The organism is Glutamicibacter halophytocola, from assembly GCF_001302565.1.
Classification (GTDB): Bacteria; Actinomycetota; Actinomycetes; order Actinomycetales; family Micrococcaceae; genus Glutamicibacter; species Glutamicibacter halophytocola.
In genome coordinates this window covers 1,283,264-1,304,972 of sequence record NZ_CP012750.1, presented here as the reverse complement: position 1 = coordinate 1,304,972, position 21,709 = coordinate 1,283,264, and the positions used below count along the sequence as shown (strand labels likewise).

Here is a 21,709-nt window from a genome sequence, read left to right as displayed (position 1 = left end):
AAGCACACAAACCAACCATTCCTGGTCATATGTGTTTCCAGTGCCAGGACCGAAGCCCTGCACCTGCAAAAGTTTTATGGTTTCAGAGGTTGTTGTCTCGTAACCGCATAGTGAACGCGAGCAGCATTGAAAAATTGTTAGTTCAAATAATGCTTTATTGTGTGTTGAAAGTCATCGGCCTATTAGTACAGGTCAGCTACACAAGTCTTCAGTCCTTGCTTCCACATCCTGCCTATCAACCCAGTGGTCTAGCTGGGGGCCTCACACACTCAAGGTGCATGGAAATCTCATCTCGAAGCAGGCTTCCCGCTTAGATGCTTTCAGCGGTTATCCCTTCCCAACGTAGCTAATCAGCGATGCACTTGGCAGTACAACTGACACACCAGAGGTTAGTCCGTCCCGGTCCTCTCGTACTAAGGACAGCCCTTCTCAAATTTCCAACGCGCGCAGCGGATAGGGACCGAACTGTCTCACGACGTTCTAAACCCAGCTCGCGTACCGCTTTAATGGGCGAACAGCCCAACCCTTGGGACCTACTCCAGCCCCAGGATGCGACGAGCCGACATCGAGGTGCCAAACCATGCCGTCGATATGGACTCTTGGGCAAGATCAGCCTGTTATCCCCGAGGTACCTTTTATCCGTTGAGCGACGGCCCTTCCACGAGGTGCCGCCGGATCACTAGTCCCGACTTTCGTCCCTGCTCGAGCTGTCACTCTCACAGTCAAGCTCCCTTGTGCACTTACACTCGACACCTGATTGCCAACCAGGCTGAGGGAACCTTTGGGCGCCTCCGTTACATTTTAGGAGGCAACCGCCCCAGTTAAACTACCCATCAGGCACTGTCCCTGAACCAGATCATGGTCCGAAGTTAGGTGACCGATACAGCCAGAGTGGTATTTCAACGATGACTCCACCTGAACTAGCGTCCAAGCTTCACAGTCTCCCACCTATCCTACACAAGCTGCACCGAACACCAATACCAAACTATAGTAAAGGTCTCGGGGTCTTTCCGTCCTGCTGCGCGTAACGAGCATCTTTACTCGTACTGCAATTTCGCCGAGTTCATGGTTGAGACAGCGGGGAAGTCGTTACTCCATTCGTGCAGGTCGGAACTTACCCGACAAGGAATTTCGCTACCTTAGGATGGTTATAGTTACCACCGCCGTTTACTGGGGCTTAAATTCTCAGCTTCGCCTTACGGCTAACCAGTCCTCTTAACCTTCCAGCACCGGGCAGGAGTCAGTCCGTATACATCGTCTTGCGACTTCGCACGGACCTGTGTTTTTAGTAAACAGTCGCTTCCCCCTGGTCTCTGCGGCCCACACCCGCTCACAACTGCAAGAGCTGATCACGAGGCAGGCCCCCCTTCTTCCGAAGTTACGGGGGCATTTTGCCGAGTTCCTTAACCATGATTCTCTCGATCGCCTTAGTATTCTCTACCTGATCACCTGTGTCGGTTTGGGGTACGGGCGGACTGGGACCTCGCGCCGATGCTTTTCTAGGCAGCATAGGATCACCGAATCACCCACCAAAGCGGGCGCCTATCAGGTCTCAGAACATATGAGCGGCGGATTTGCCAACCACTCTTCCTACACCCTTGGACCAGGTCAATTCCATTGCCTGGCTCGGCTACCTTCCTGCGTCACACCTGTTAATACGCTGACCTCACTGCATCGGTTCCCACCACATCACACAACCAACAACCCGAAGGCTGCAACAATCATGATCCATCATGGTTAGCATCCACAGCTCAGTATGGGCGGTCCTTCGCCGGTACGGGAATATCAACCCGTTATCCATCGACTACGCCTGTCGGCCTCGCCTTAGGCCCCGACTAACCCAGGGCAGATTAGCTTAACCCTGGAACCCTTGATCATTCGGCGGACGGGTTTCTCACCCGTCATTCGCTACTCATGCCTGCATTCTCACTCGTATAGCGTCCACCGCTGGTTTCCACCGCGACTTCACCCGCTATACGACGCTCCCCTACCCATCCAAACACCCAATCGAAACCAGGTTAATATTTGAATGACGCAACTTCGGCGGTGTGCTTGAGCCCCGCTACATTATCGGCGCGGAATCACTTGACCAGTGAGCTATTACGCACTCTTTCAAGGGTGGCTGCTTCTAAGCCAACCTCCTGGTTGTCACAGCAACTCCACATCCTTTCCCACTTAGCACACGCTTAGGGGCCTTAGTTGGCGTTCTGGGCTGTTTCCCTCTCGACTATGAAGCTTATCCCCCACAGTCTCACTGCTGCGCTCTCACTTACCGGCATTCGGAGTTTGGCTAAGGTCAGTAACCTTGTAGGGCCCATCGCCTATCCAGTAGCTCTACCTCCAGCAAGAAACACGCAACGCTGCACCTAAATGCATTTCGGGGAGAACCAGCTATCACGAAGTTTGATTGGCCTTTCACCCCTACCCACAGCTCATCCCCTCCATTTTCAACTGAAGTGGGTTCGGTCCTCCACACGCTCTTACACGCGCTTCAACCTGGCCATGGGTAGATCACTTCGCTTCGGGTCTAGACCGTGCCACTCAAACGCCCTATTCAGACTCGCTTTCGCTACGGCTACCCCACACGGGTTAACCTCGCGACACAGCACTAACTCGCAGGCTCATTCTTCAAAAGGCACGCCATCACCCAGGAACAAGTCCCAGGCCCTGACGGATTGTAAGCGCACGGTTTCAGGTACTATTTCACTCCCCTCCCGGGGTACTTTTCACCATTCCCTCACGGTACTGATTCACTATCGGTCATCAAGTAGTATTCAGGCTTACCAGGTGGTCCTGGCAGATTCACACAAGGTTTCACGGGCCCCGTGCTACTCGGGTATCAACACTAGAACGGCAGACACGCATTACACCTACGGGACTATCACCCTCTATGGTCCGGCATTCCAACCGATTCACCTATACGCCTGCACCTCATCCCACCAGCAAGATAGCACTGGTACATGTCAACCCCACAACCCCGATGATGCAACGCCTATCCGCTATCACACACCAACCGGTTTAGCCCCATCCGCGTTCGCTCGCCACTACTAACGGAATCACTATTGTTTTCTCTTCCTGCGGGTACTGAGATGTTTCACTTCCCCGCGTTCCCTCCACACAGCCTATACATTCAGCTGCAGGTCACACCACATAACATGGTGCGGGGTTCCCCCATTCGGAAATCCTGGTATCAACGTCCGGTTATCGACTCCACCAGGCTTATCGCAGATTCCCACGTCCTTCATCGGCTCTTGATGCCAAGGCATCCACCGTGCGCCCTTAAAAACTTCAACACAAAACAAAGTTCTCAGAATTGAGCAATAAAACAATCTAACAAAATCACGCAGACAAGACTCAAACACCCCAGAATCCAAGGAAAAGGACCCCAAAGCTCATCTCATCTGCAAGATGCTCGCGTTCACTATACAGTTCCCAAACAACAACCCCGCACCCCCGCAAACACACCCCCGCGGCAACAACCCGCAACCCCCACCCCAAAGGATGAAAACCACAAACCACCACCACGCCAGGCACGCCCACGGCAAACACAGGACAAACACCGAAACACCAAGAACCCCTTGCAAACCCCAACCAGCAACCACCACCAACCCCCAACACGCACAAAACGCATCAAAGGCCAACAGCCAATCACCAGCCAGGCAAGGAGGCTTGTTGCCTCAAAACCCAACAGCATGCCAAACCATACAAGCCACACAACACCACCACCATCTTTCCAACACCCCAAAGGATGCGTACTCGACAACAACAGCGCCGCACAGCCACAGCCAGTACCCCGCCCGCACCACACAACCCCACCAAGGGGCCGATCAGGCACACGCGCTTTCCAGTACTGAGTTCATTGATATTCCACCCATGAGCAACCCACCCGGACAACACTCGTGTCCAGCATGGGCAACCAAAAAATGGTTAGCTCCTTAGAAAGGAGGTGATCCAGCCGCACCTTCCGGTACGGCTACCTTGTTACGACTTAGTCCCAATCGCCAGTCCCACCTTCGACGACTCCCCCCACACAAGGTGGTTAGGCCATCGGCTTCGGGTGTTACCAACTTTCGTGACTTGACGGGCGGTGTGTACAAGGCCCGGGAACGTATTCACCGCAGCGTTGCTGATCTGCGATTACTAGCGACTCCGACTTCATGGGGTCGAGTTGCAGACCCCAATCCGAACTGAGACCGGCTTTTAGGGATTAGCTCCACCTCACAGTATCGCAACCCATTGTACCGGCCATTGTAGCATGCGTGAAGCCCAAGACATAAGGGGCATGATGATTTGACGTCATCCCCACCTTCCTCCGAGTTGACCCCGGCAGTCTCCCATGAGTCCCCACCACTACGTGCTGGCAACATGGAACGAGGGTTGCGCTCGTTGCGGGACTTAACCCAACATCTCACGACACGAGCTGACGACAACCATGCACCACCTGTGAACCAGCCCCGAAGGGAAACCCCATCTCTGGAGCGGTCTGGCACATGTCAAGCCTTGGTAAGGTTCTTCGCGTTGCATCGAATTAATCCGCATGCTCCGCCGCTTGTGCGGGCCCCCGTCAATTCCTTTGAGTTTTAGCCTTGCGGCCGTACTCCCCAGGCGGGGCACTTAATGCGTTAGCTACGGCGCGGAAAACGTGGAATGTCCCCCACACCTAGTGCCCAACGTTTACGGCATGGACTACCAGGGTATCTAATCCTGTTCGCTCCCCATGCTTTCGCTCCTCAGCGTCAGTAAATGCCCAGAGACCTGCCTTCGCCATCGGTGTTCCTCCTGATATCTGCGCATTTCACCGCTACACCAGGAATTCCAGTCTCCCCTACATCACTCTAGTCTGCCCGTACCCACCGCAGATCCGAGGTTGAGCCTCGGACTTTCACGGCAGACGCGACAAACCGCCTACGAGCTCTTTACGCCCAATAAATCCGGATAACGCTTGCGCCCTACGTATTACCGCGGCTGCTGGCACGTAGTTAGCCGGCGCTTCTTCTGCAGGTACCGTCACTTTCGCTTCTTCCCTACTGAAAGAGGTTTACAACCCGAAGGCCGTCATCCCTCACGCGGCGTCGCTGCATCAGGCTTCCGCCCATTGTGCAATATTCCCCACTGCTGCCTCCCGTAGGAGTCTGGGCCGTGTCTCAGTCCCAGTGTGGCCGGTCACCCTCTCAGGCCGGCTACCCGTCGTCGCCTTGGTGAGCCATTACCTCACCAACAAGCTGATAGGCCGCGAGTCCATCCCCCACCGATAAATCTTTCAACAACCCACCATGCGGCAGGAAGTCATATCCGGTATTAGACCCAGTTTCCCGGGCTTATCCCAAAGTCGGGGGCAGGTTACTCACGTGTTACTCACCCGTTCGCCACTAATCCACCCAGCAAGCTGGGCTTCATCGTTCGACTTGCATGTGTTAAGCACGCCGCCAGCGTTCATCCTGAGCCAGGATCAAACTCTCCATAAAAAACAAAAAGCCACCGAAACCCCTCGGAAAATAAGGGAGAATCAATGAAAAAATCCTGGCGAATAAAAAACACTCAAGAACATCACACGGGGGTGCAATGCCTCAAGCAAATGTTATGTATTCACCAAATAAAAAATTCGGTATCAACAAACTTGGCACACTATTGAGTTCTCAAACAACAAACACTCTCGACACCACAACCACCACAAACTCGGCGACTGCTTCGCTCCGGAGCAACTTTTCAAGCCTACCATCATGTCAACCAAAGTCAACTCGATGTTTCCAGCTTGTTCACCCCGCTGTTCCCTGCAGGCCTTTTCGGCCCGTCCGGATCAGCGGCGCGAGATAAAACTCTACACGGATTCCCACCAGACGCAAAATCGGAAAGCGTGTCGGATTTTGGTCTAAAATCTCATGCTGACTTGGGTGTATCAGTTCCGGGTACAACAAAACCACCAAAAAAGTGTGCTGCTTCACATCATTTTTGGTGGTTTCGTGTAGTTCGCCGGTATTGCAGCTCTACTGCGCCAGCTCGATCACGGCCATGTTCTTCTTGCCGCGTCGAACGATGGCATAGCGTCCGTGCAGGAAGTCGGACACGCTGAGCACGGTATCGATGCCTTCAACCTTTTCGTTGTTCACGTAGGCGCCGCCCTCGCTCACTGTGCGACGAGCCTCCGACTGCGACTTGCTCAAGCCCGATGCATGCAGCACATTCAGGATGCCCAGATCGCCGGCCTCAACCTTGGCGGTGGGAAGCTCAGCGATGACCGATTCCAAGGTAGGCAAGTCGATCGCGCCCAGATCGCCATTGCCGAATACCGCGGCCGACGCAGCGATCACCTGCTCGGTGGCCTGCTCCCCATGGACCAGGGACGTCACTTCCCAGGCCAAGGTGCGCTGGGCAACGCGCTTGAATGGCCGCTCGGCAACTTCGGCCTCAAGCTCGGCGATCTGCTCGCGGGTCAAGAAGGTGAAGACCTTCAAGCGGTCGATCACATCAGCGTCAGCGGTGTTCAACCAGAACTGGTAGAAGGTGTATGGGCTGCACATTTCTGCATCCAGCCAGATGGCGTTGCCTTCGGACTTGCCGAATTTGGTGCCGTCCGAGTTGGTGATCAGCGGGGTGCCGTAGGCGTGCACCGAATTGCCCTGGACCTTGCGGATCAAGTCGGTGCCGCTGGTCAGGTTGCCCCACTGGTCCGAGCCGCCGGTCTGCAAGGTGCAGCCGTACTGGCGGTTCAGTTCCAGGAAGTCGTAGCCCTGCAGGACCTGGTAGGAGAATTCGGTGTAGCTGATGCCCTCGTCGGAGTTCAGGCGCGCGGCCACGATCTCCTTCTTGACCATGGTGCCCACACGGAAGTACTTGCCCACATCGCGCAGGAAGTCCAGCGCGGAAAGCTGCTGGGTCCAGTCCAGGTTGTTCACCAGCTGTACCGCGTTCTCCCCCTCGGCGGAGAGGAAGCGGGAAACCTGGGCCTGGAGCTTGGCGACCCATTCGGTCACGGTCTCCTTGGTGTTCAAGGTGCGCTCCGCGGTTTGGCGCGGATCGCCGATCAGGCCGGTGGAACCGCCGACCAAGGCCAGCGGCTTGTGGCCGGCCAGCTGCAGGCGGCGCATGTTCAGCAGCTGCACCAGGTTGCCCAGGTGCAGGGAAGGCGCAGTGGGGTCGAACCCGCAATAGTAGGTCACAGTCTCTTCGGACAGGGCGCGTTCCAGCTCGGTCTCATCGGTGGATACGTGCACCAGGCCGCGCCACTTCAGTTCCTGCCAGACGTTCTGAAAAGATGCGTCGTTGCTCTGACCCGCAATCACGGGATTCTGCTTGGTATCAGACATGCTCACTGTGACCATTTTCTGTCTTCGTTCTGCCCCTGTTGCGCGTGAAGATCTCACGCGGTTCTGCTTCTGCGCCGCGAGTTGGGGTTGCCGTCTCGGCGCGCAGTTCCCAGATTATCGCTTGGCCATGGACAAGTGCCAGTTGCCGGTCCCCGCCCTTGGTCACATCTGCTCGCGCCTAGTCCAATCCCTCGGGAAGCGGCTGGCTATGCACCAGATGCAGGCGCTGGGTGGTCCGGGTCATCGCCACATACAAATCCCCCACGCCGCCATCGACTTCGGCAACCAGCTGTGCGGGTTCCAGGATCAGCACGCCATCGAATTCCAGGCCCTTGGACTCCCGCGCGGTAATCACCACAATGTCCTGGCTCAATCCGCCCGATCCGGTGCCCACCCGATCGCCATGGACTTCCCTCACCGCAGAACGGATCCTGCCAAGGTCCTGTTGCGGAACGATGACCGCCTGCAGGCCGCCAGCGGAATAGGCCAGCTCCTGGGCGAGCGCCTCGAGAACCGCTGCGTCCAGGTGCTCCTGCGTGGTTTTGGTGATCACCGGTGGCCAGTCGCCCTCGCGCACAGCCTGCGGAGTGGTGATGCGCAAGCCCGCGGCCTGGGCCACGCGCACCGCGGCATCGGCAATCTGCGCCGGGGTGCGGTAGTTGACCGTCAGTTCCTCAAGGTCGAACCGCTCCCCGAAGAATGGCTTGAGCGCCTGGGACCAGCTGTTGGCGCCCGAAGCCGCCGAGGTCTGCGCGATATCGCCCACGATGGTGAAGGACTTCATCGGGCAGCGGCGCACCAGCAGGCGCCACTGCATCGGCGAAAGCTCCTGTGCCTCGTCAACGACGATGTGCCCGTAGGCCCAGGTGCGATCGGCCACCGCGCGCTCGGCAGCGGAAAGCTTCGCTGCGGTTTCCTGGTTCACCCCGGCCACCTGTTCGGCGGTGATCACGCCATCGATGCCGGCGTTTTCCAGCATGGTGTGCATATTGGTCAACGCGGCCTTGGCGTTTTCGACATCCGCCTCATACTGCGCGGTGTGGGCGGCCGCGTTAGGATCCGCAAAGTCGCCGAGCAGCTGCGCGGCCTCATCCAGCAGCGGCACATCGGCCTCGGTGAACGGTGAGTTGGCGCGGCGGTACAGGGCGTCGCGCTCGGCCTCCTTCAGGTGAGGCGCGGCGGCGGCGAGCAGGTGCGGGGTGGCAAAAAGCTCGGCCACCAGCTGCTGCGGGGTCATCGGCATCCAGCACAGGTTCAGCGCCACGCGCACATCGTGCGATTCGCGCACTTCCTGGGGCAGGTAGGAGCGGTCAGTGGTCGAGGACTGCCCGGCCGATTCCTCCAGCTTGCGGCGCAGCTGCTCGGCCAGGTCGCCCACCAGCACCTTCACGAAGGTTTCGCGGGCCTCGTTATAGGGCTTGTGGGTGTGGCGGGCGCGTTCGCGCGCGTTGCGGACCATCTTCGGGGTCAATGTCAGGCGGGTGCCTTCCACTACCACGGTGCGGTCAGCGGGAATCAGGCGCTGGCGGTTGCGCACGGCGTTGGCGATGACCTTGGCCATCGAAATCTGGCCCTTGAGCCGGGCGACGGTGCGGTTGGTTTCGGGCACCGCATGCAGGCCGTGGTACAGATCGCCCACCGAGGACATCACCACGCCGGTCTCGCCCAGCGAGGGCAGCACGCGCTCGATGTAGCGCATGAACGAGTTCGACGGGCCGACGATCAGCACGCCGGCGTTCTTGAGCCGTTCGCGGTATTCGTAGAGCAGGAAGGCGGCACGGTGCAGGGCCACCGCGGTCTTGCCGGTGCCCGGACCGCCCTGGACCACCACCGCGCCGGGCAGCTGCGCGCGGATGATCGCGTCCTGCTCGGCCTGGATGGTGCCGACAATATCGCCCATGCGGCCGGTGCGCTTTTCGCGCAGGGCAGCCATCAGCGCGCCCTCGCCGTGATGGGTATGCCCCTCATCCAGCCAGGTCTCGTCGAGCACGTCGTCTTCGATCCCGGCCACGGTCCTGCCCTTGAGCATCAGGTGGCGGCGGCGGCGCACCCCGCGCGGGTTCAGCGCGGTGGCCTGGTAGAAGGGGGCGGCCTCGGAAGCGCGCCAGTCGATCATCAGCCGGTTCAGCTCTTCGTCGGACAGGCCGATGCGCCCGATGTAGCGCGGGCCCTGATCCTGCTCCTGGTCTTTCATGTCCAGCCGCCCGAAAACCAGCCGGTCCTGGACCGCGTCCAGCTGGGCGATCCGGTCCTCGTACAAGGTAGCGAAGGAGTCGCGCTCGGACATGTTCTGGAAGGTTCCAACGGCTCCCTGGGCCCGGGTGCGCTCAAGCTGCTCGACCTTTTCGGCGCGCAGTTCGTCGAGCCGCTCATACAAGCGGCCCACATACTCGGATTCAGCCAACAAGTCGCGTTCGATCGTCTCGGTCAACCTGGTTCCCTTCGCGCTCACAATCTGCATCCTGCGCAAAATCACAGGACAGACAATGATACGCGCCTTTAATCGCTGGCCGGTAATCCTCCGGGCGGGCTGATGCGGCCCCTGGGCCATGTGGCGCCAGCTGTCCGCCTGCTGCTCGCTGTCTTGGCCGGCCGGCTGTTCGCCAGCGGCGTGAAACACTGCGCAGTATTACCGCGATCGGCCGTGAAATCAGGAGTGGACGACCTGCAGGGAATGCACTGTGTGGCCTTCCAGCTTTCCGCGGCCGTTCAAGCCATCCAGTTCCAGCACCACGCCGACTCCGGCGACCACGGCACCGGTTTTTTCAATCAGGCGCACCGAGGAGCCGACCGTGCCGCCGGTGGCGAGCACATCGTCGAGGATCAGCACGCGGGTGCCCGGCGCGATCTCGTCCTTGTGCACTTCCAGGCAGCTGGTGCCGTATTCCAGCGTGTACTCGTCGCGGTAGACCTCGCGCGGCAGCTTGCCGGCCTTGCGGATCGTGAGCATGCCCTTGCCCGAGGCATAGGCGGCGGCCGCGGCCAGCACAAAACCGCGTGCCTCAAGGCCAGCGACAATGTCGAACTGCCCTTCAAAGGGGGCGATCAGCTCGTCAACCATGCGGCGCAAGCCCACCGGATCGGCGAAAACCGGAGTCAGGTCCTTGAAGGAGATGCCGGGCTGCGGATAGTCGGGGACAATCTTGCTCAGTCGGTCCAGCAGGTCGCTAATGCTCTCAGAAGTAGTCACGCCTAGCAATTTTAGTCCTTCTGGCCGCCCGATGATGCGTCAGGTTGCATAATCATGAGCACATTTTGGGTGCTGCCCATGCCATGGAGCGGTTAACGTTCCATCAATCGGTCGCTGGGCCACGGCAGCAATTGCGGATCGGCAGCCCCGTCGGCGGCGGCCGTGACACGGATGGAACCAGGAATTTCGCGGCCGGCAAGCCACGCCGCCAGGTCGAAATCGGTGCCAGACAGCACCCACGACTTCTCGCCTTGCCCCAAGACCATGCGGGCCTTGCCATGCGGCTGGAGGACCAGTCGCGTTCCTTGCGGCACGCGGGCCACCAGCGCCCTGAATAAATGGGCGCAGAATTCTGCCGGCCAGGTGGCCGGGGGCCGGATTGCCCGATCAAGGTCCGTGGCGTGGATCAGCATTTCCCGCCACGATGCGTACATCATGTCCGCGACCTGCGCCCCGGGACGATATCCGACGCCCGCTTCCCACTTGTGCTCGGCCTGCGGCAAGGACGCACGCAGTTGGGCTAGCGCCTCAAGGGCCAACGCCTGCAAGGATTCGGGGCGCATCAGCGCGGTCATGTTGATGGCCTCGATCCGCCCTTCGGCTCCCCCGTCGTACATTGGCGGCAAATCCTCGGTGCCGGCACGCTCAAACTGGCGCACCGCCGCTTTGGCCAGGGAAGCCAAATGGGCGATCAGCTGCGCGGTGCTCCAGCCCGGCAGCGAACTGGGTTTGGCGTAATCGGCGGCCGGGACCCCGCGCAATTGATCGGCCAGTTCGTCCAATGCGGAGGTGACTTGTGCGATAAGGTCGGCGGGAGCCAAAAGTTGTGCCATAGCACACACTTTAGCGCGGGTTGCGGGTTAACGTGCAAGCGGCCACCGCGCGGAGCATTCCGCATGGTGGCCGCCGCAAGCGGGCAGGCCGCGTGGCTGGATTCTAGCTAGCCCAAGCCTTGATTTCTGCCAGCTGTCGTTCGAATTCCACCAGCTGGGCCGCAACGGCGCTCGGCGCGGTGCCGCCCTGGCCGTTGCGCGCGTTCAGCGAGCCTTCGGTGGAGAGGACTTCGCGGACCTGCGGGGTCAGGTGCTCGGAAATGCCGGCGTATTCCTCGTCGGTCAGATCCCACAATTCCACGCCTCGCGATTCGGCCAGCTGCACCGCGGCGCCGGAGAGCTCGTGCGCATCACGGAAAGGCACGCCCTGGCGGACCAGCCATTCGGCAATATCGGTGGCCAGCGCGAAGCCCTGCGGCGCCAATTCGGCCATGCGCTCGGTGTTGAAGGTCAACGTGCCCATCATGCCGGCGACGGCCGGGAGCAGGATTTCCAAGGTATCCGCGGCGTCGAATACCGGTTCCTTGTCCTCCTGCAGGTCGCGGTTGTAGGCCAGCGGCAGCGCCTTGAGGGTGGCCAGCAGGCCGGTGAGATCGCCGATCAGGCGCCCGGCCTTGCCGCGGGCCAGCTCGGCGATATCCGGGTTCTTCTTCTGCGGCATGATCGAGGAGCCGGTGGAGAAGGAATCGTGCAGCTTCACGAAGCTGAATTCCTTGGTGGCCCAGAGAATCACTTCCTCCGAAACGCGGGAGAGATCGACGCCGATCATCGCGGCGATCCAGGAGAATTCGGCAAAAACGTCACGGGCGGCGGTGCCATCAATCGAGTTGTGCACCGCAGAGTCGAAGCCGAGCTCGGCCGCGACGAAGTTCGGATCCAGGCCCAGGGTCTGGCCAGCCAGCGCACCAGAGCCATAGGGGGAAACCGCAGCGCGCTTGTCCCAATCGGCCAGGCGCTGCACGTCGCGCAGCAGCGGCCAGGAGTAGGCCAGCAGCAGGTGCGAAAGCAGGATCGGCTGCGCGTGCTGCAAGTGGGTGCGCCCCGGCATCGGCGCGTACGGGTGGGCCTTGGCCTGTTCGACCATGGCATTGAGGGTGTCGATCACGCCGCGGGCAATGATGCGTGCGTGATCCCGCAGGAACATCCGGCCCAGGGTCGCGATCTGGTCATTGCGCGAGCGCCCGGCGCGCAGCTTGCCGCCGAGCTGGGTGCCCGCGCGCTCGAGCAATCCGCGCTCGAGGGACCCGTGCACGTCTTCGTCGGATTCCGCGGCGACGTAGGCCTCGGATTTAACATCTGCTTCCAGCTGGTCCAGGGCGGCGATCATGTCGATCAGCTCGGCATCGGTGAGCAGGCCGGCGCGATTGAGCACCTTGGCGTGGGCACGCGAACCGGCAATGTCATAGCTGGCCAGGCGCCAGTCGAAATGGGTTGACTTGCTCAGCGCGGCCATTGCGTCCGCAGGGCCGCCGGAGAAGCGGCCGCCCCAGAGCGATCCTTCATTTGTTGACGAGGCCATGGCCCGTTCCTTTCTGCCGGTGAAAATTGCACTGCACCCCACTCTAGCAAAGTTTTATGCAATGTTGCTCATAAATATTCATTGCGTCGGGGATTCATGCATTTTCGCCGTCGCCCGACACGCAGAAAACTCGATGTTTAACCTCTTCCAGTCCACAGCGCCCGGGCGTAAGGTGTTGCCATAACCGAATCGGAACTATCTTCGGAGGTACGAAATGGAAATCCAGTTGTACCGTGGTGACATCACCACCCTGCACGTTGATGCCATTGTGAACGCAGCCAACCCTTCACTTCTAGGTGGTGGCGGAGTTGATGGAGCAATTCATGAAGCTGCCGGCCCCAGCCTGCTGGCTGCCTGCCGAGAAGTCCGCGCACAGCGCTACCCCGACGGAATCCCTTCAGGAATCGCCGTGGCCACGAAGGCCGGAGATCTTGAAGCGAAGTGGGTCATCCACACGGCCGCGCCGAATTTGGCGCTGATCAAGCCCAACCCAAAAATTTTGAACGATTGCTTCGTGAACTCGCTCTATGTGGCAGCACGCCACGATGCCCACTCCATCGCCTTCCCTGCCATCGGCGCCGGGGCCTTCGGCTGGGAGCCACAGCAGGTGGCAGACATCGCCCATGAAGCCATCGATCGCTGGATCGATACCAACAAGCACATCTCGCCGATCCACAAGATTGTGCTGGTGGCGCATACCGATGAAGTCCAGGCCGCTTTCGAGCGGGCCTTCGACCTCGACGCCGTCCAGGAACTGGCAGCCTGATCCCCGCAACGATCCTGGCAGAGCACTGCCGCGTCCTTCCTTAGCGAAGGGCGCGGCAGTGCTCATGTCCGGGGTGGTGGAAGCGCGCCTGGTCAGGTGCGCGCAAAATAGCTATTGCGCCGCGGCTGCTGTTCGGGATCCTGATGCCTGGGCAGGATGACGTAGGGCAAGCCCTTGATCTTCACCAGCCGCAAATACCCGCTGTGGACCATGACGTGATGGGTTGAGCAAAGTGGACAGCAATCTTGCAGCCGGGTATGCCCGCCTTTGGACCACGGCTTGAAATGGTGGAATTCCAGCAATGCCGGTTCGACCGTGCACCAGGCACCAGGCATCCGCCATCGCGGTCACGAGCGGCAAGCTTCATCCACCGCGGGAAGAGCCGGGCATCGCGGCCGATGTCCATGATCACCCCGTCGGCATTGTAGATCGGGCTCAGCACCTTCGCTTCGCACAGCATGGCGCGCAATTCGGGCGCGGAAAGCTTCACGCCGTGGGCGGTGATTCCGTGCAGCGAGGCCAGATCGTTGAGATCCTCATAGCTGGCGTGCACGACGATTTCCGGGGTGATGCGCTTGGTGCTGTTTTCAGGGTCGATATTGCGCAGCACAGCATTCAGGGCGTTGAGCCTTCGCTCCGGGATAGTGCAGGAGCCGGGCATTGCCGGCGCGGCGGCCCCGGGTGCTGTGCGATCGGGCGGATCTGCGTCGCTGGGCGGGCAATCTTCGCCGCGAGCCCATTCAGGCAGCGGATCGTCGCTGTGCCAGAGCTCATCGGGTGGTTCACTGGGTGGTTCGCCGGGCGGTTCGCCGGGTAGTTCGCCAGGTAGTTCGCCGGCGGGCTGTTCATCGATCGGGGTTCCTTGATCCGGGGATTCTTCGTGCGAGGTTGCTTCTTCCAGCGGCCCAGAATTCCCGGATCGCTCGGGCTGATCGGACTGCTCGGGCTGGGGATTTTCGGACGCCTGGCGGGCGGCGGCTCCAGCCTGGGTGCGCTTGTTGTCGGCCTGCGCGATCAGCGAGATCCACAGCTCGGCATCCAAGGCGCACACTCGGACAATGAATTCATGCACGCCATTGACGACCCTGCCGCGGAAGAGGCCCAGCGGCGGAGTGCGGGTCTGCGCATGGGCTTCCTTGTACTCCTTGATGAGCGTCGCCAAGTGCTTTTGACGGGTGCGCATCGGAATTTCGGCCAGCAGCGCGCTGGCATGCGCCTCTAAGAGCGCGCCGTCGGGCGCGGTGGCGGTGGCCGAGGTGGGGATGCCGTCGAAGGTGGTGTCCTCGGGTTCGAACTTATCCAGCGCTCGGGCGGTCTTGAGCACTTCGCGCGGATCGCGCAGGTGATGCAGATCAGGCGGCGACCAGGGCGAAGACGCGTTGGAGGACGCGGCAAGCGGATCCGAAGCGGTGGCGAAATGCTCGGCGAGCAGGGTGAAGCGCGGTGCGCAGGCGGCTCCGGTCACCTCGCGCCGGGCATGCACCAGATGCGCGTCGTCCACCCGGCGGGAAGCCTCGAAGTAGTTCAGGTCGAGCAGGTTGGCCAGCAGGTTTGCGGCGTCCTGGTAGACCGTGCGTCCGGCGGCAAAGCGCGGTTCGGCGCTGAAGTCGGTGCGGCCGGCGCACAGATCGTCGAATTCCTGGAGATGCAGGGCATGGGCGGCGGTGGTTTCCACGAGGCTGGCCGCGATGATATTCGAGCGGGCGGCCTGGCGGCTGAAGGCTTCGGCAAACTGGGCATAGGCCACGGCGGCGCGCGGGTCCGCCAGCTGTTCGGCCTGGCGGGAAAGGCGGGCCATCAGCTTCAGGCACAGGGATTGGGCCTGTAGCAATTGCGGCGCGCCGAGCAGCTGCTCATCGTCCCCCTGATCGGCCATCTGGTCGGCCAGCACGGTGAGCGTGCGCGAGATCTGCTGCATTTCCATGCATCGATGCTCCGGCGGCGGGCACGGATTAAGCAGCACGCCGCCGCGCACTGTGGATAAGTGCGCGGCGGCGTGGCGTGTTCAAGGGGCGCGGCTAGCGCGGTTCGGCCAGCTGCAGGAAGCGGGCGGCCACCTCGGCTCCCCCGTCGATATCCCGGGTGGTGACCATGATGGTGTCATCCCCGGCGATGCAGCCCAGGATCGAGGGCATCTGCGAGTGGTCGATGGCCAAGGCCAAAAGGTTCGCGGCCCCCGGCGGGGTGCGCAGCACCACGATGTTCCCGGAGGCTTCGGCGGTGACCAGCTGCTCGGCGCAGATCTTGGCCAGGCGCGCGTCGAGCACTTCCTGGGTGATGGCGGTCTGCGGGGAACGATCCCCGCCTTCCTGGCGCACGGCGTAGATCAGCTGGCCGGAGTGGTCGCGGATGCGCACCGCGCCGATCTCCACCAGATCGCGCGAGAGCGTGGCCTGGGTGACCTCCAGCCCGTCGTCCTTGAGCAGCCCGAGCAGCTCGGCCTGGGATTTGACCGAGTTGTTGCCCAGAAAGGCGCGGATGCGGGCCTGCCGGGCGGTTTTGGTGCTTGGCTGGGCGGACATCCTAGAGCTCCACTCGCGAATCTTCGGCCAGGCCCGAGGCAACCATCAGCCAGGCCATCACGGCCTTCTGGGCGTGCACCCGGTTTTCCGCCTCGTCGAAGACCACCGACTGCGGGCCGTCGATCACCTCGGCGTCGATTTCGTAGCCGCGGTAGGCCGGCAGGCAGTGCAGCACGATGGCGTCGTCCTTGGCCAGCTTCATCGCCGCGGTGCTCACCGAGTAGTCGGTGAACAGCTTCAGCCGCGCTTCCTTCTCATCCTCCTGGCCCATGGATACCCAGGTGTCGGTGACCACCACGTCGGCGTCCTCCAGCGCGGCGGCGGCATCGGTGGTGATCGTGACCGATCCCCCGGTCAGCGCGGCGCGCTCCTGTGCGGCGGCGATGATCGAAGCGGAAGGCAGGTAGCCCTCGGGGCCGGCGATGCGCACGTGCATGCCGGCGGTGACCCCGGCCAGAAGGTAGGAGTTGGCCATGTTGTTCGCCGCATCGCCCAGGTAGCTCATGATCAGGCCCGCGGTTTTTCCCTTGTGCTCGCGCACGGTGAGCAGGTCGGCAATCAGCTGGCAGGGGTGGTAGTCGTCGGACAGCGCGTTGATCACCGGCACCGAGGAATTCGCTGCCATTTCCTCCAGCCCGGACTGGGCATAGGTGCGCCAGACGATGGTGGAGACCATGCGCTCGAGCACCTTGGCGGAGTCGGCGATGGATTCCTTGTGGCCCAGCTGGGATTCGCCGGAGTTGATAATCAGCGGGGATCCGCCCAGCTCGGCGATGCCGGCGTGGAAGGAGACCCGGGTGCGCGTGGAGGTCTTGTCGAAGAAGACCGCGACGGTCTGCGGGCCAGCGTAGGGCTGGTAGCCGTACTTGTCGGCCTTCATTGCCGCGGCCAGATCGAGCACCTTGGACTGCTCGTCGGGGGTGAAATCCAGGTCGGTCAGGAAGTGGCGGGTGGCGCTCATGGGTGGTGCTCCTTTGATGCTGGGGGCCGCAATGGGCGGGGGCGAAGTTCTAGGCGGAGGCGATCAGCGGCGGCAGGGCGGCCAGGAAGCTGCCCAATTGCTCTTGGGTGATCACCAGTGGCGGGGCCAGGCGGATGGTGGAATCATCGGTGGCGTTGATGATGAATCCGGCCTCCAGCGCCGCGGCGACCAGCTTCGGGGCATTGGCCTGGGCCAGCTCGAAGGCGGTGAGCATGCCTGCCCCGCGCACCGCGCTGATCCCGGGCACCGCAGCGAGCTGTTCGCGCAGCCAGTGGCCGTTGGACCGGACCTGGTCCAGCAGGTTCTGGGATTCGATGGTGTGGATGACCGCCAGGCCGGCGGCGCAGGCCACCGGGTTCCCGCCGAAGGTGGTTCCGTGGTCCCCCGGGGTCAGCCAGGCGGTGTTCTCCTGGCCGAAGACGATCATCGCGCCGATCGGGAAGCCTCCGCCCAGCCCCTTGGCCAGGGTCATGACATCCGGGATCACCGGTGCCGAGGCGAAGAAGGAGCCGGTGCGGCCCATGCCGGTCTGCACCTCGTCGAAAACCAGCAGGGCGCCGGCTTCGCGGGTGATGTCGCGGGCGGCCTGCAGGTACTGCGCGGAGAGCATCTTCACCCCGGCTTCGCCCTGGATCGGCTCGATGAACACCGCGGATACGGTCTCGTCCACCGCGGCGCGCAGCGCATCGATGTCCCCGGCGGGGATCCAGGTGACATTCCCGGGCAGCGGGGCGAAGGGGGCGCGGTACTTTTCCTTGTGGGTCAGCGACAGCGCGCCCAGGGTGCGGCCGTGGAAGGCCTGTTCCAGGGCGATCACGCGGGTGCGCGGGGCCTCTTCGGTGCCGGCGTTGCGCCGGGTCAGCTTCAGCGCGGCCTCGTTGGCCTCGGTGCCGGAGTTGGCGAAGAAGACCTTGGAGCCGGCCGGGGCGGCAGAAATTTCCAGCAGCTTTTCGGCCAGGGCGATCTGGCTCGGAGAGGTGAAGAAGTTCGACACGTGCCCCAAGGTGGCCAGCTGGCTGGCGATCACGGAAGTGAGCAGCGGATTGGCGTGGCCCAGGGTGTTGACCGCGATGCCGCCGAGCAGATCCAGGTACTGGTTGCCGTCGGCATCCCAGACATGGCAGCCGGCCCCGCGCACGAGCACGCGCTGCGGGGCGCCGAAGACCCCCAGCAGGGATTGCTGGTAGCGCTCGGCGAGCACCGAGGAGGAGAGCTGGGCCAGCTCCTGCACCTGGTCGGTGGCCAGCTCGATGGTCTTGGGAGTGTGCGCGGTCTGCTCGCTCACTTGCCCTCCTTCAGGTTGGTGTGGGAGGCCGGGAGCACCTGGGTGCCCACGCCGGCGGTGGTGAAGATTTCCAGCAGCATCGAGTGCGGGGCCCGGCCATCGACGATGTGGGCCTGGCCCACGCCTTCGTCGACCGCCTTGAGGCAGGCGCCCATCTTGGGGATCATGCCCGATTCGAGGCTGGGCAGCATGCCGCGCAGCTCGTCGTTGGTGATCGAGCTGATCAGCGAGGACTTGTCCGGCCAGGCCGCGTACAGGCCCTCCACGTCGGTGAGGATCACCAGCTTGGTGGCGCCCAGCGCGCTGGCCAGGGCGGCCGCGGCGGTGTCCGCGTTGACGTTGAGCACCGCGCCGGTCGGATCGCCCTGCGCGTCGAATTCCGGGGCGACGGTGGAGATCACCGGGATCATCCCGGCGTCCACCAGCGAGTCCACCTGGTCGGTGCGCACCCGGGTGACCTCGCCGACCAGTCCCAGGTCCACCGGCTGCCCGTCGACCACGGTGCCGGTGCGGATCGCCTGCAAGGTGGCGCCGTCCTCCCCGGACATGCCCACCGAGTAGGGGCCGTGCGAGTTGATCAGGCCGACCAGGTCGCGCTGCACTTGCCCGGTGAGCACCATCCGCACCACGTCCATGGCTTCGGGGGTGGTCACGCGCAGCCCGCCGCGGAACTCGGACTTGATGCCCAAGGTGTCGAGCATCTTGTTGATCTGCGGGCCGCCGCCGTGCACCACCACCGGGTTGACCCCGGCATGGCGCAGGAACACGATGTCCTCGGCGAAGGCGCGGCGCAGCTCGTCATTAACCATGGCATTGCCGCCGTATTTGATGACCATGGTGGTTCCGGCAAAGCGCTGGATCCAGGGCAGCGCCTCGATCAGTGCTTCGGCTTTGGACTGGGCGATATCCAGGTTGGTGCGGGCGGTGTGGGCCATGGGTGATTCCTCGGGTGCAGCCTAGCTGGAGTAGGCGGAATTTTCGTGGACGTAGTCGTGGGTCAGGTCGTTGGTCAGCACGGTGGCTTCCTCGGTGCCGGCGTTCAGGTCGATCTCGATCGAGACATTGCGCTCCTCGAGCGAGACCAGGTTGCGGTCTTCGCCGACCCCGCCGTTCTTGCAGACCATGACGCCGTTGATCGCGACGTTGAGCTCATCGGGCTCGAAGGCGGCCTTGGTGGTGCCGACCTCGGAGAGCACCCGGCCCCAGTTCGGGTCCTTGCCGAAGACCGCGGTCTTGACCAGGTTGGAGCGCGAGACGGCCTTGGACACTTCCAGGGCGTCGGCCTCGGTCGCGGCGTTGTAGGTGCGGATCGCGATGGTGTGGTCCGCTCCCTCGGCATCCTCGATCAGCTTCGCGGCCAGCTCGCAGCAGGCGTCGGTCAGCGCGCCGGTGAACTCGGCGATGTCCGGGGTGGTGCCCGAAGCGCCGGAGGCCAGCAGGAGCACGGTGTCATTGGTGGACATGCAGCCATCGGAGTCCGCGCGGTCGAAGCTCATCGCGGTGGCGGCGCGCAGCGCGGTGTCGGCCTGCGCGCTGGTGAGCACCGCGTCGGTGGTGAGCACCACGAGCATCGTGGCCAGCGCCGGGGCGAGCATGCCCGCGCCCTTGGCCATGCCGCCGATGGTGATCTGGGCCGAGCCGGCCGGGCCCACCACGCGGGAAACCAGCTTGGGCACGGTATCGGTGGTCATGATGCCGGCGGCGGCCTCGTCAGCGGCGGCCTGGCCGCTGGCCAGCGCCTTCGCGGCGGCCTCGATGCCGGGCAGCAGCTTGTCCATGGGCAGCTGCACGCCGATCAGCCCGGTGGAGGCCACGGCCACGTCCCCGGCGGAGACATCGAGCAGCCCGGCCGCGTATTCGGCGCTCTGGTGGGTGTTGCCGAAGCCTTCGGCACCGGTGCAGGCGTTGGCACCGCCCGAGTTCAGCAGGACCGCGTCGATGCGGCCATCGGCCAGCACCTGCTTGGACCAGTGCACCGGGGCGGCGGCCACGCGGTTGGAGGTGAAGACCCCGGCCGCGGTGAACTGGGGCCCGAGGTTCTTGACCAGAACCACGTCGTTCTTGCCGGTGGACTTCAGCCCGGCTGGCACGCCGGCGGCGGTAAAACCGGCCGGGGCGGTGACACCCGTGGTGGCTGCCGATGGGTGGGTGCTGGTGTAGGCGAGACTCACGGTGCGACTCCTTGCATGAGCAATCCGGTATTTTCTTCCAGGCCGAGCGCGATGTTCATCGACTGGACCGCGGCACCTGCGGTGCCCTTGGTGAGGTTGTCCAGGGCGGCGGTGACGATGACGCGGTTGGCGTGCTCGTCGAAGGCCAGCTGCAGCTGGACGTGGTTGGAACCCTGGACCGCACCGGTGGTCGGCCATTGGCCCTCGGGCAGCAGGTGCACGAACTGCTCGTTCGCGTAGGCCTGTTCCCAGGCGGCGCGCAGCGCCCCGGCGCTCACCCCGGGCTTGGCCTTGGCGGTGGCGGTGGTCAGGATGCCGCGCGGCATCGGGGCCAGGGTGGGGGTGAAGGACACGGTGACCGGCTGGCCGGCGAGCTTGGAGAAGCCCTGCTCCATTTCCGGGATGTGCCGGTGGATGCCGCCCACGCCGTAGGTGCTCATCGAGCCCATGACTTCGCTGCCCAGCAGGTTCGGCTTCAGCGACTTGCCGGCCCCCGAGGTGCCCGAGGCGGAAACGATGACCACGTCGTCTGCTTCCAGCAGCCCGGCGGCAAAGCCCGGGGCCAGGGCCAGCTGCCCGCCGGTGGGATAGCAGCCGGGCACAGCGACGCGGCGGGTGCCCACGAGCTTTTCGCGCTGGCCCGGGAGCTCCGGCAGGCCGTAGGGCCAGAAGCCGGCATGTTCTGAACCGTAGAATTTTTCCCAGGCGGCTGCGGATTCGAGCCGGTGGTCCGCACCGGCGTCGATGACCAGGGTGTTTTCCGGCAGGGCGGCGGCGACGGCGGCCGAGGCACCGTGCGGCAGGGCCAGGAACACGACGTCGTGCCCGGCAAGGTTCTCCACCGTGGTGTCCACCAGGATGCGGTCGGCGAGCGCATGCAGGTGCGGCGCGATGGAACCGAGTCGCTGCCCGGCTTGGGAGTGCGCGGTGATCGCACCAATCTCTACTTCTGGATGGGCTGCAAGGATGCGAAGGACCTCACCGCCGGCGTATCCGCTGGCGCCGGAGACAGCTACTGAAATCGTCATGACCAGATTCTATCGCGAAATATTCATGTGCGCTAATAAATATTCATAAAATACTTCGTCACGTAACCGACATCCACCAAGTCCTGTCCCCACCATGGCGGGCAAAGTC

At 62.6% G+C, this 21,709-nt stretch carries 13 protein-coding genes and 2 rRNA genes; 1 reads left to right on the top strand and 14 read right to left on the bottom strand.

Annotated features, from left to right (window positions below; genetic code table 11):
• Positions 1–161: 161 nt before the first annotated feature.
• The 7 genes from AOZ07_RS06090 to argH form a co-directional block, all read right to left on the bottom strand.
• Positions 162–3,293: ribosomal RNA gene (locus AOZ07_RS06090) — 23S ribosomal RNA — on the bottom strand.
• 646 nt (positions 3,294–3,939) lie between these two features.
• A 16S ribosomal RNA gene (locus AOZ07_RS06085) occupies positions 3,940–5,465 on the bottom strand.
• Together the 16S and 23S rRNA genes form the textbook arrangement of a ribosomal RNA operon.
• A gap of 519 nt (positions 5,466–5,984) precedes the next feature.
• The gene (gene tyrS / locus AOZ07_RS06080) at positions 5,985–7,304 is read right to left on the bottom strand and encodes a tyrosine--tRNA ligase (protein ID WP_060701178.1); all 1,320 of its coding nucleotides are present in this window, start codon (positions 7,302–7,304) and stop codon (positions 5,985–5,987) included.
• A 178-nt stretch (positions 7,305–7,482) separates the two neighbouring features.
• The gene (locus AOZ07_RS06075) at positions 7,483–9,756 is read right to left on the bottom strand and encodes a HelD family protein (RefSeq protein WP_236995280.1); all 2,274 of its coding nucleotides are present in this window, start codon (positions 9,754–9,756) and stop codon (positions 7,483–7,485) included.
• Positions 9,757–9,954: 198 nt separating this feature from the next.
• Positions 9,955–10,503: an adenine phosphoribosyltransferase gene (locus AOZ07_RS06070; protein WP_060701176.1), complete on the bottom strand. Its 549-nt coding sequence runs from the start codon at positions 10,501–10,503 to the stop codon at positions 9,955–9,957.
• An 83-nt stretch (positions 10,504–10,586) separates the two neighbouring features.
• Positions 10,587–11,327, bottom strand: a complete 741-nt coding sequence (locus AOZ07_RS06065; RefSeq protein WP_060701175.1) for a maleylpyruvate isomerase family mycothiol-dependent enzyme — start codon at positions 11,325–11,327, stop codon at positions 10,587–10,589.
• Positions 11,328–11,430: 103 nt separating this feature from the next.
• Positions 11,431–12,846 carry an argininosuccinate lyase gene (gene argH / locus AOZ07_RS06060; protein ID WP_060701174.1) on the bottom strand — a complete coding sequence of 472 codons (1,416 nt, stop codon included), beginning with the start codon at positions 12,844–12,846 and terminating at the stop codon, positions 11,431–11,433.
• A 214-nt stretch (positions 12,847–13,060) separates the two neighbouring features.
• On the opposite strand from argH, the gene AOZ07_RS06055 reads away from it, so the two are divergent.
• On the top strand, positions 13,061–13,612 hold the full coding sequence (locus AOZ07_RS06055) for a macro domain-containing protein (protein ID WP_060701173.1): 552 nt from the start codon (positions 13,061–13,063) through the stop codon (positions 13,610–13,612).
• A gap of 92 nt (positions 13,613–13,704) precedes the next feature.
• Here AOZ07_RS06055 and AOZ07_RS19230 read toward each other — a convergent pair whose 3' ends face one another.
• From AOZ07_RS19230 to argC, 7 genes are all read right to left on the bottom strand, one after another.
• Positions 13,705–13,947 (bottom strand): HNH endonuclease, encoded by a 243-nt coding sequence (locus AOZ07_RS19230; protein ID WP_084793150.1) that lies wholly within the window; start codon positions 13,945–13,947, stop codon positions 13,705–13,707.
• Between the two features lie 1,683 nt (positions 13,948–15,630).
• On the bottom strand, positions 15,631–16,134 hold the full coding sequence (locus AOZ07_RS06045) for an arginine repressor (RefSeq protein WP_060701171.1): 504 nt from the start codon (positions 16,132–16,134) through the stop codon (positions 15,631–15,633).
• Between the two features lies 1 nt (position 16,135).
• On the bottom strand, positions 16,136–17,095 hold the full coding sequence (gene argF / locus AOZ07_RS06040) for an ornithine carbamoyltransferase (RefSeq protein ID WP_060701170.1): 960 nt from the start codon (positions 17,093–17,095) through the stop codon (positions 16,136–16,138).
• Positions 17,096–17,144: 49 nt separating this feature from the next.
• Entirely contained in the window at positions 17,145–18,401 is a 1,257-nt protein-coding gene (locus tag AOZ07_RS06035; RefSeq protein ID WP_060701169.1) for an acetylornithine transaminase, read from the bottom strand.
• Entirely contained in the window at positions 18,398–19,336 is a 939-nt protein-coding gene (gene argB / locus AOZ07_RS06030; RefSeq protein ID WP_060701168.1) for an acetylglutamate kinase, read from the bottom strand. Before argB ends, AOZ07_RS06035 begins: the two co-directional genes overlap by 4 nt.
• A gap of 21 nt (positions 19,337–19,357) precedes the next feature.
• Positions 19,358–20,572: a bifunctional glutamate N-acetyltransferase/amino-acid acetyltransferase ArgJ gene (gene argJ / locus AOZ07_RS06025; RefSeq protein ID WP_060701167.1), complete on the bottom strand. Its 1,215-nt coding sequence runs from the start codon at positions 20,570–20,572 to the stop codon at positions 19,358–19,360.
• On the bottom strand, positions 20,569–21,600 hold the full coding sequence (argC, locus tag AOZ07_RS06020; protein ID WP_060701166.1) for an N-acetyl-gamma-glutamyl-phosphate reductase: 1,032 nt from the start codon (positions 21,598–21,600) through the stop codon (positions 20,569–20,571). The genes argJ and argC overlap by 4 nt, the downstream gene beginning before the upstream one ends.
• Positions 21,601–21,709: the final 109 nt, after the last annotated feature.

Coding starts and splice junctions, on each gene's coding strand:
- tyrS (WP_060701178.1), bottom strand. CDS start 7,304: ATGTCTGATACCAAGCAGAATCCCGTGATTGCGGGTCAGAGCAACGAC.
- AOZ07_RS06065 (WP_060701175.1), bottom strand. CDS start 11,327: ATGGCACAACTTTTGGCTCCCGCCGACCTTATCGCACAAGTCACCTCC.
- argH (WP_060701174.1), bottom strand. CDS start 12,846: ATGGCCTCGTCAACAAATGAAGGATCGCTCTGGGGCGGCCGCTTCTCC.
- AOZ07_RS06055 (WP_060701173.1), top strand. CDS start 13,061: ATGGAAATCCAGTTGTACCGTGGTGACATCACCACCCTGCACGTTGAT.
- AOZ07_RS19230 (WP_084793150.1), bottom strand. CDS start 13,947: ATGCCTGGTGCCTGGTGCACGGTCGAACCGGCATTGCTGGAATTCCAC.
- AOZ07_RS06045 (WP_060701171.1), bottom strand. CDS start 16,134: ATGTCCGCCCAGCCAAGCACCAAAACCGCCCGGCAGGCCCGCATCCGC.
- argF (WP_060701170.1), bottom strand. CDS start 17,095: ATGAGCGCCACCCGCCACTTCCTGACCGACCTGGATTTCACCCCCGAC.
- argB (WP_060701168.1), bottom strand. CDS start 19,336: ATGGCCCACACCGCCCGCACCAACCTGGATATCGCCCAGTCCAAAGCC.
- argC (WP_060701166.1), bottom strand. CDS start 21,600: ATGACGATTTCAGTAGCTGTCTCCGGCGCCAGCGGATACGCCGGCGGT.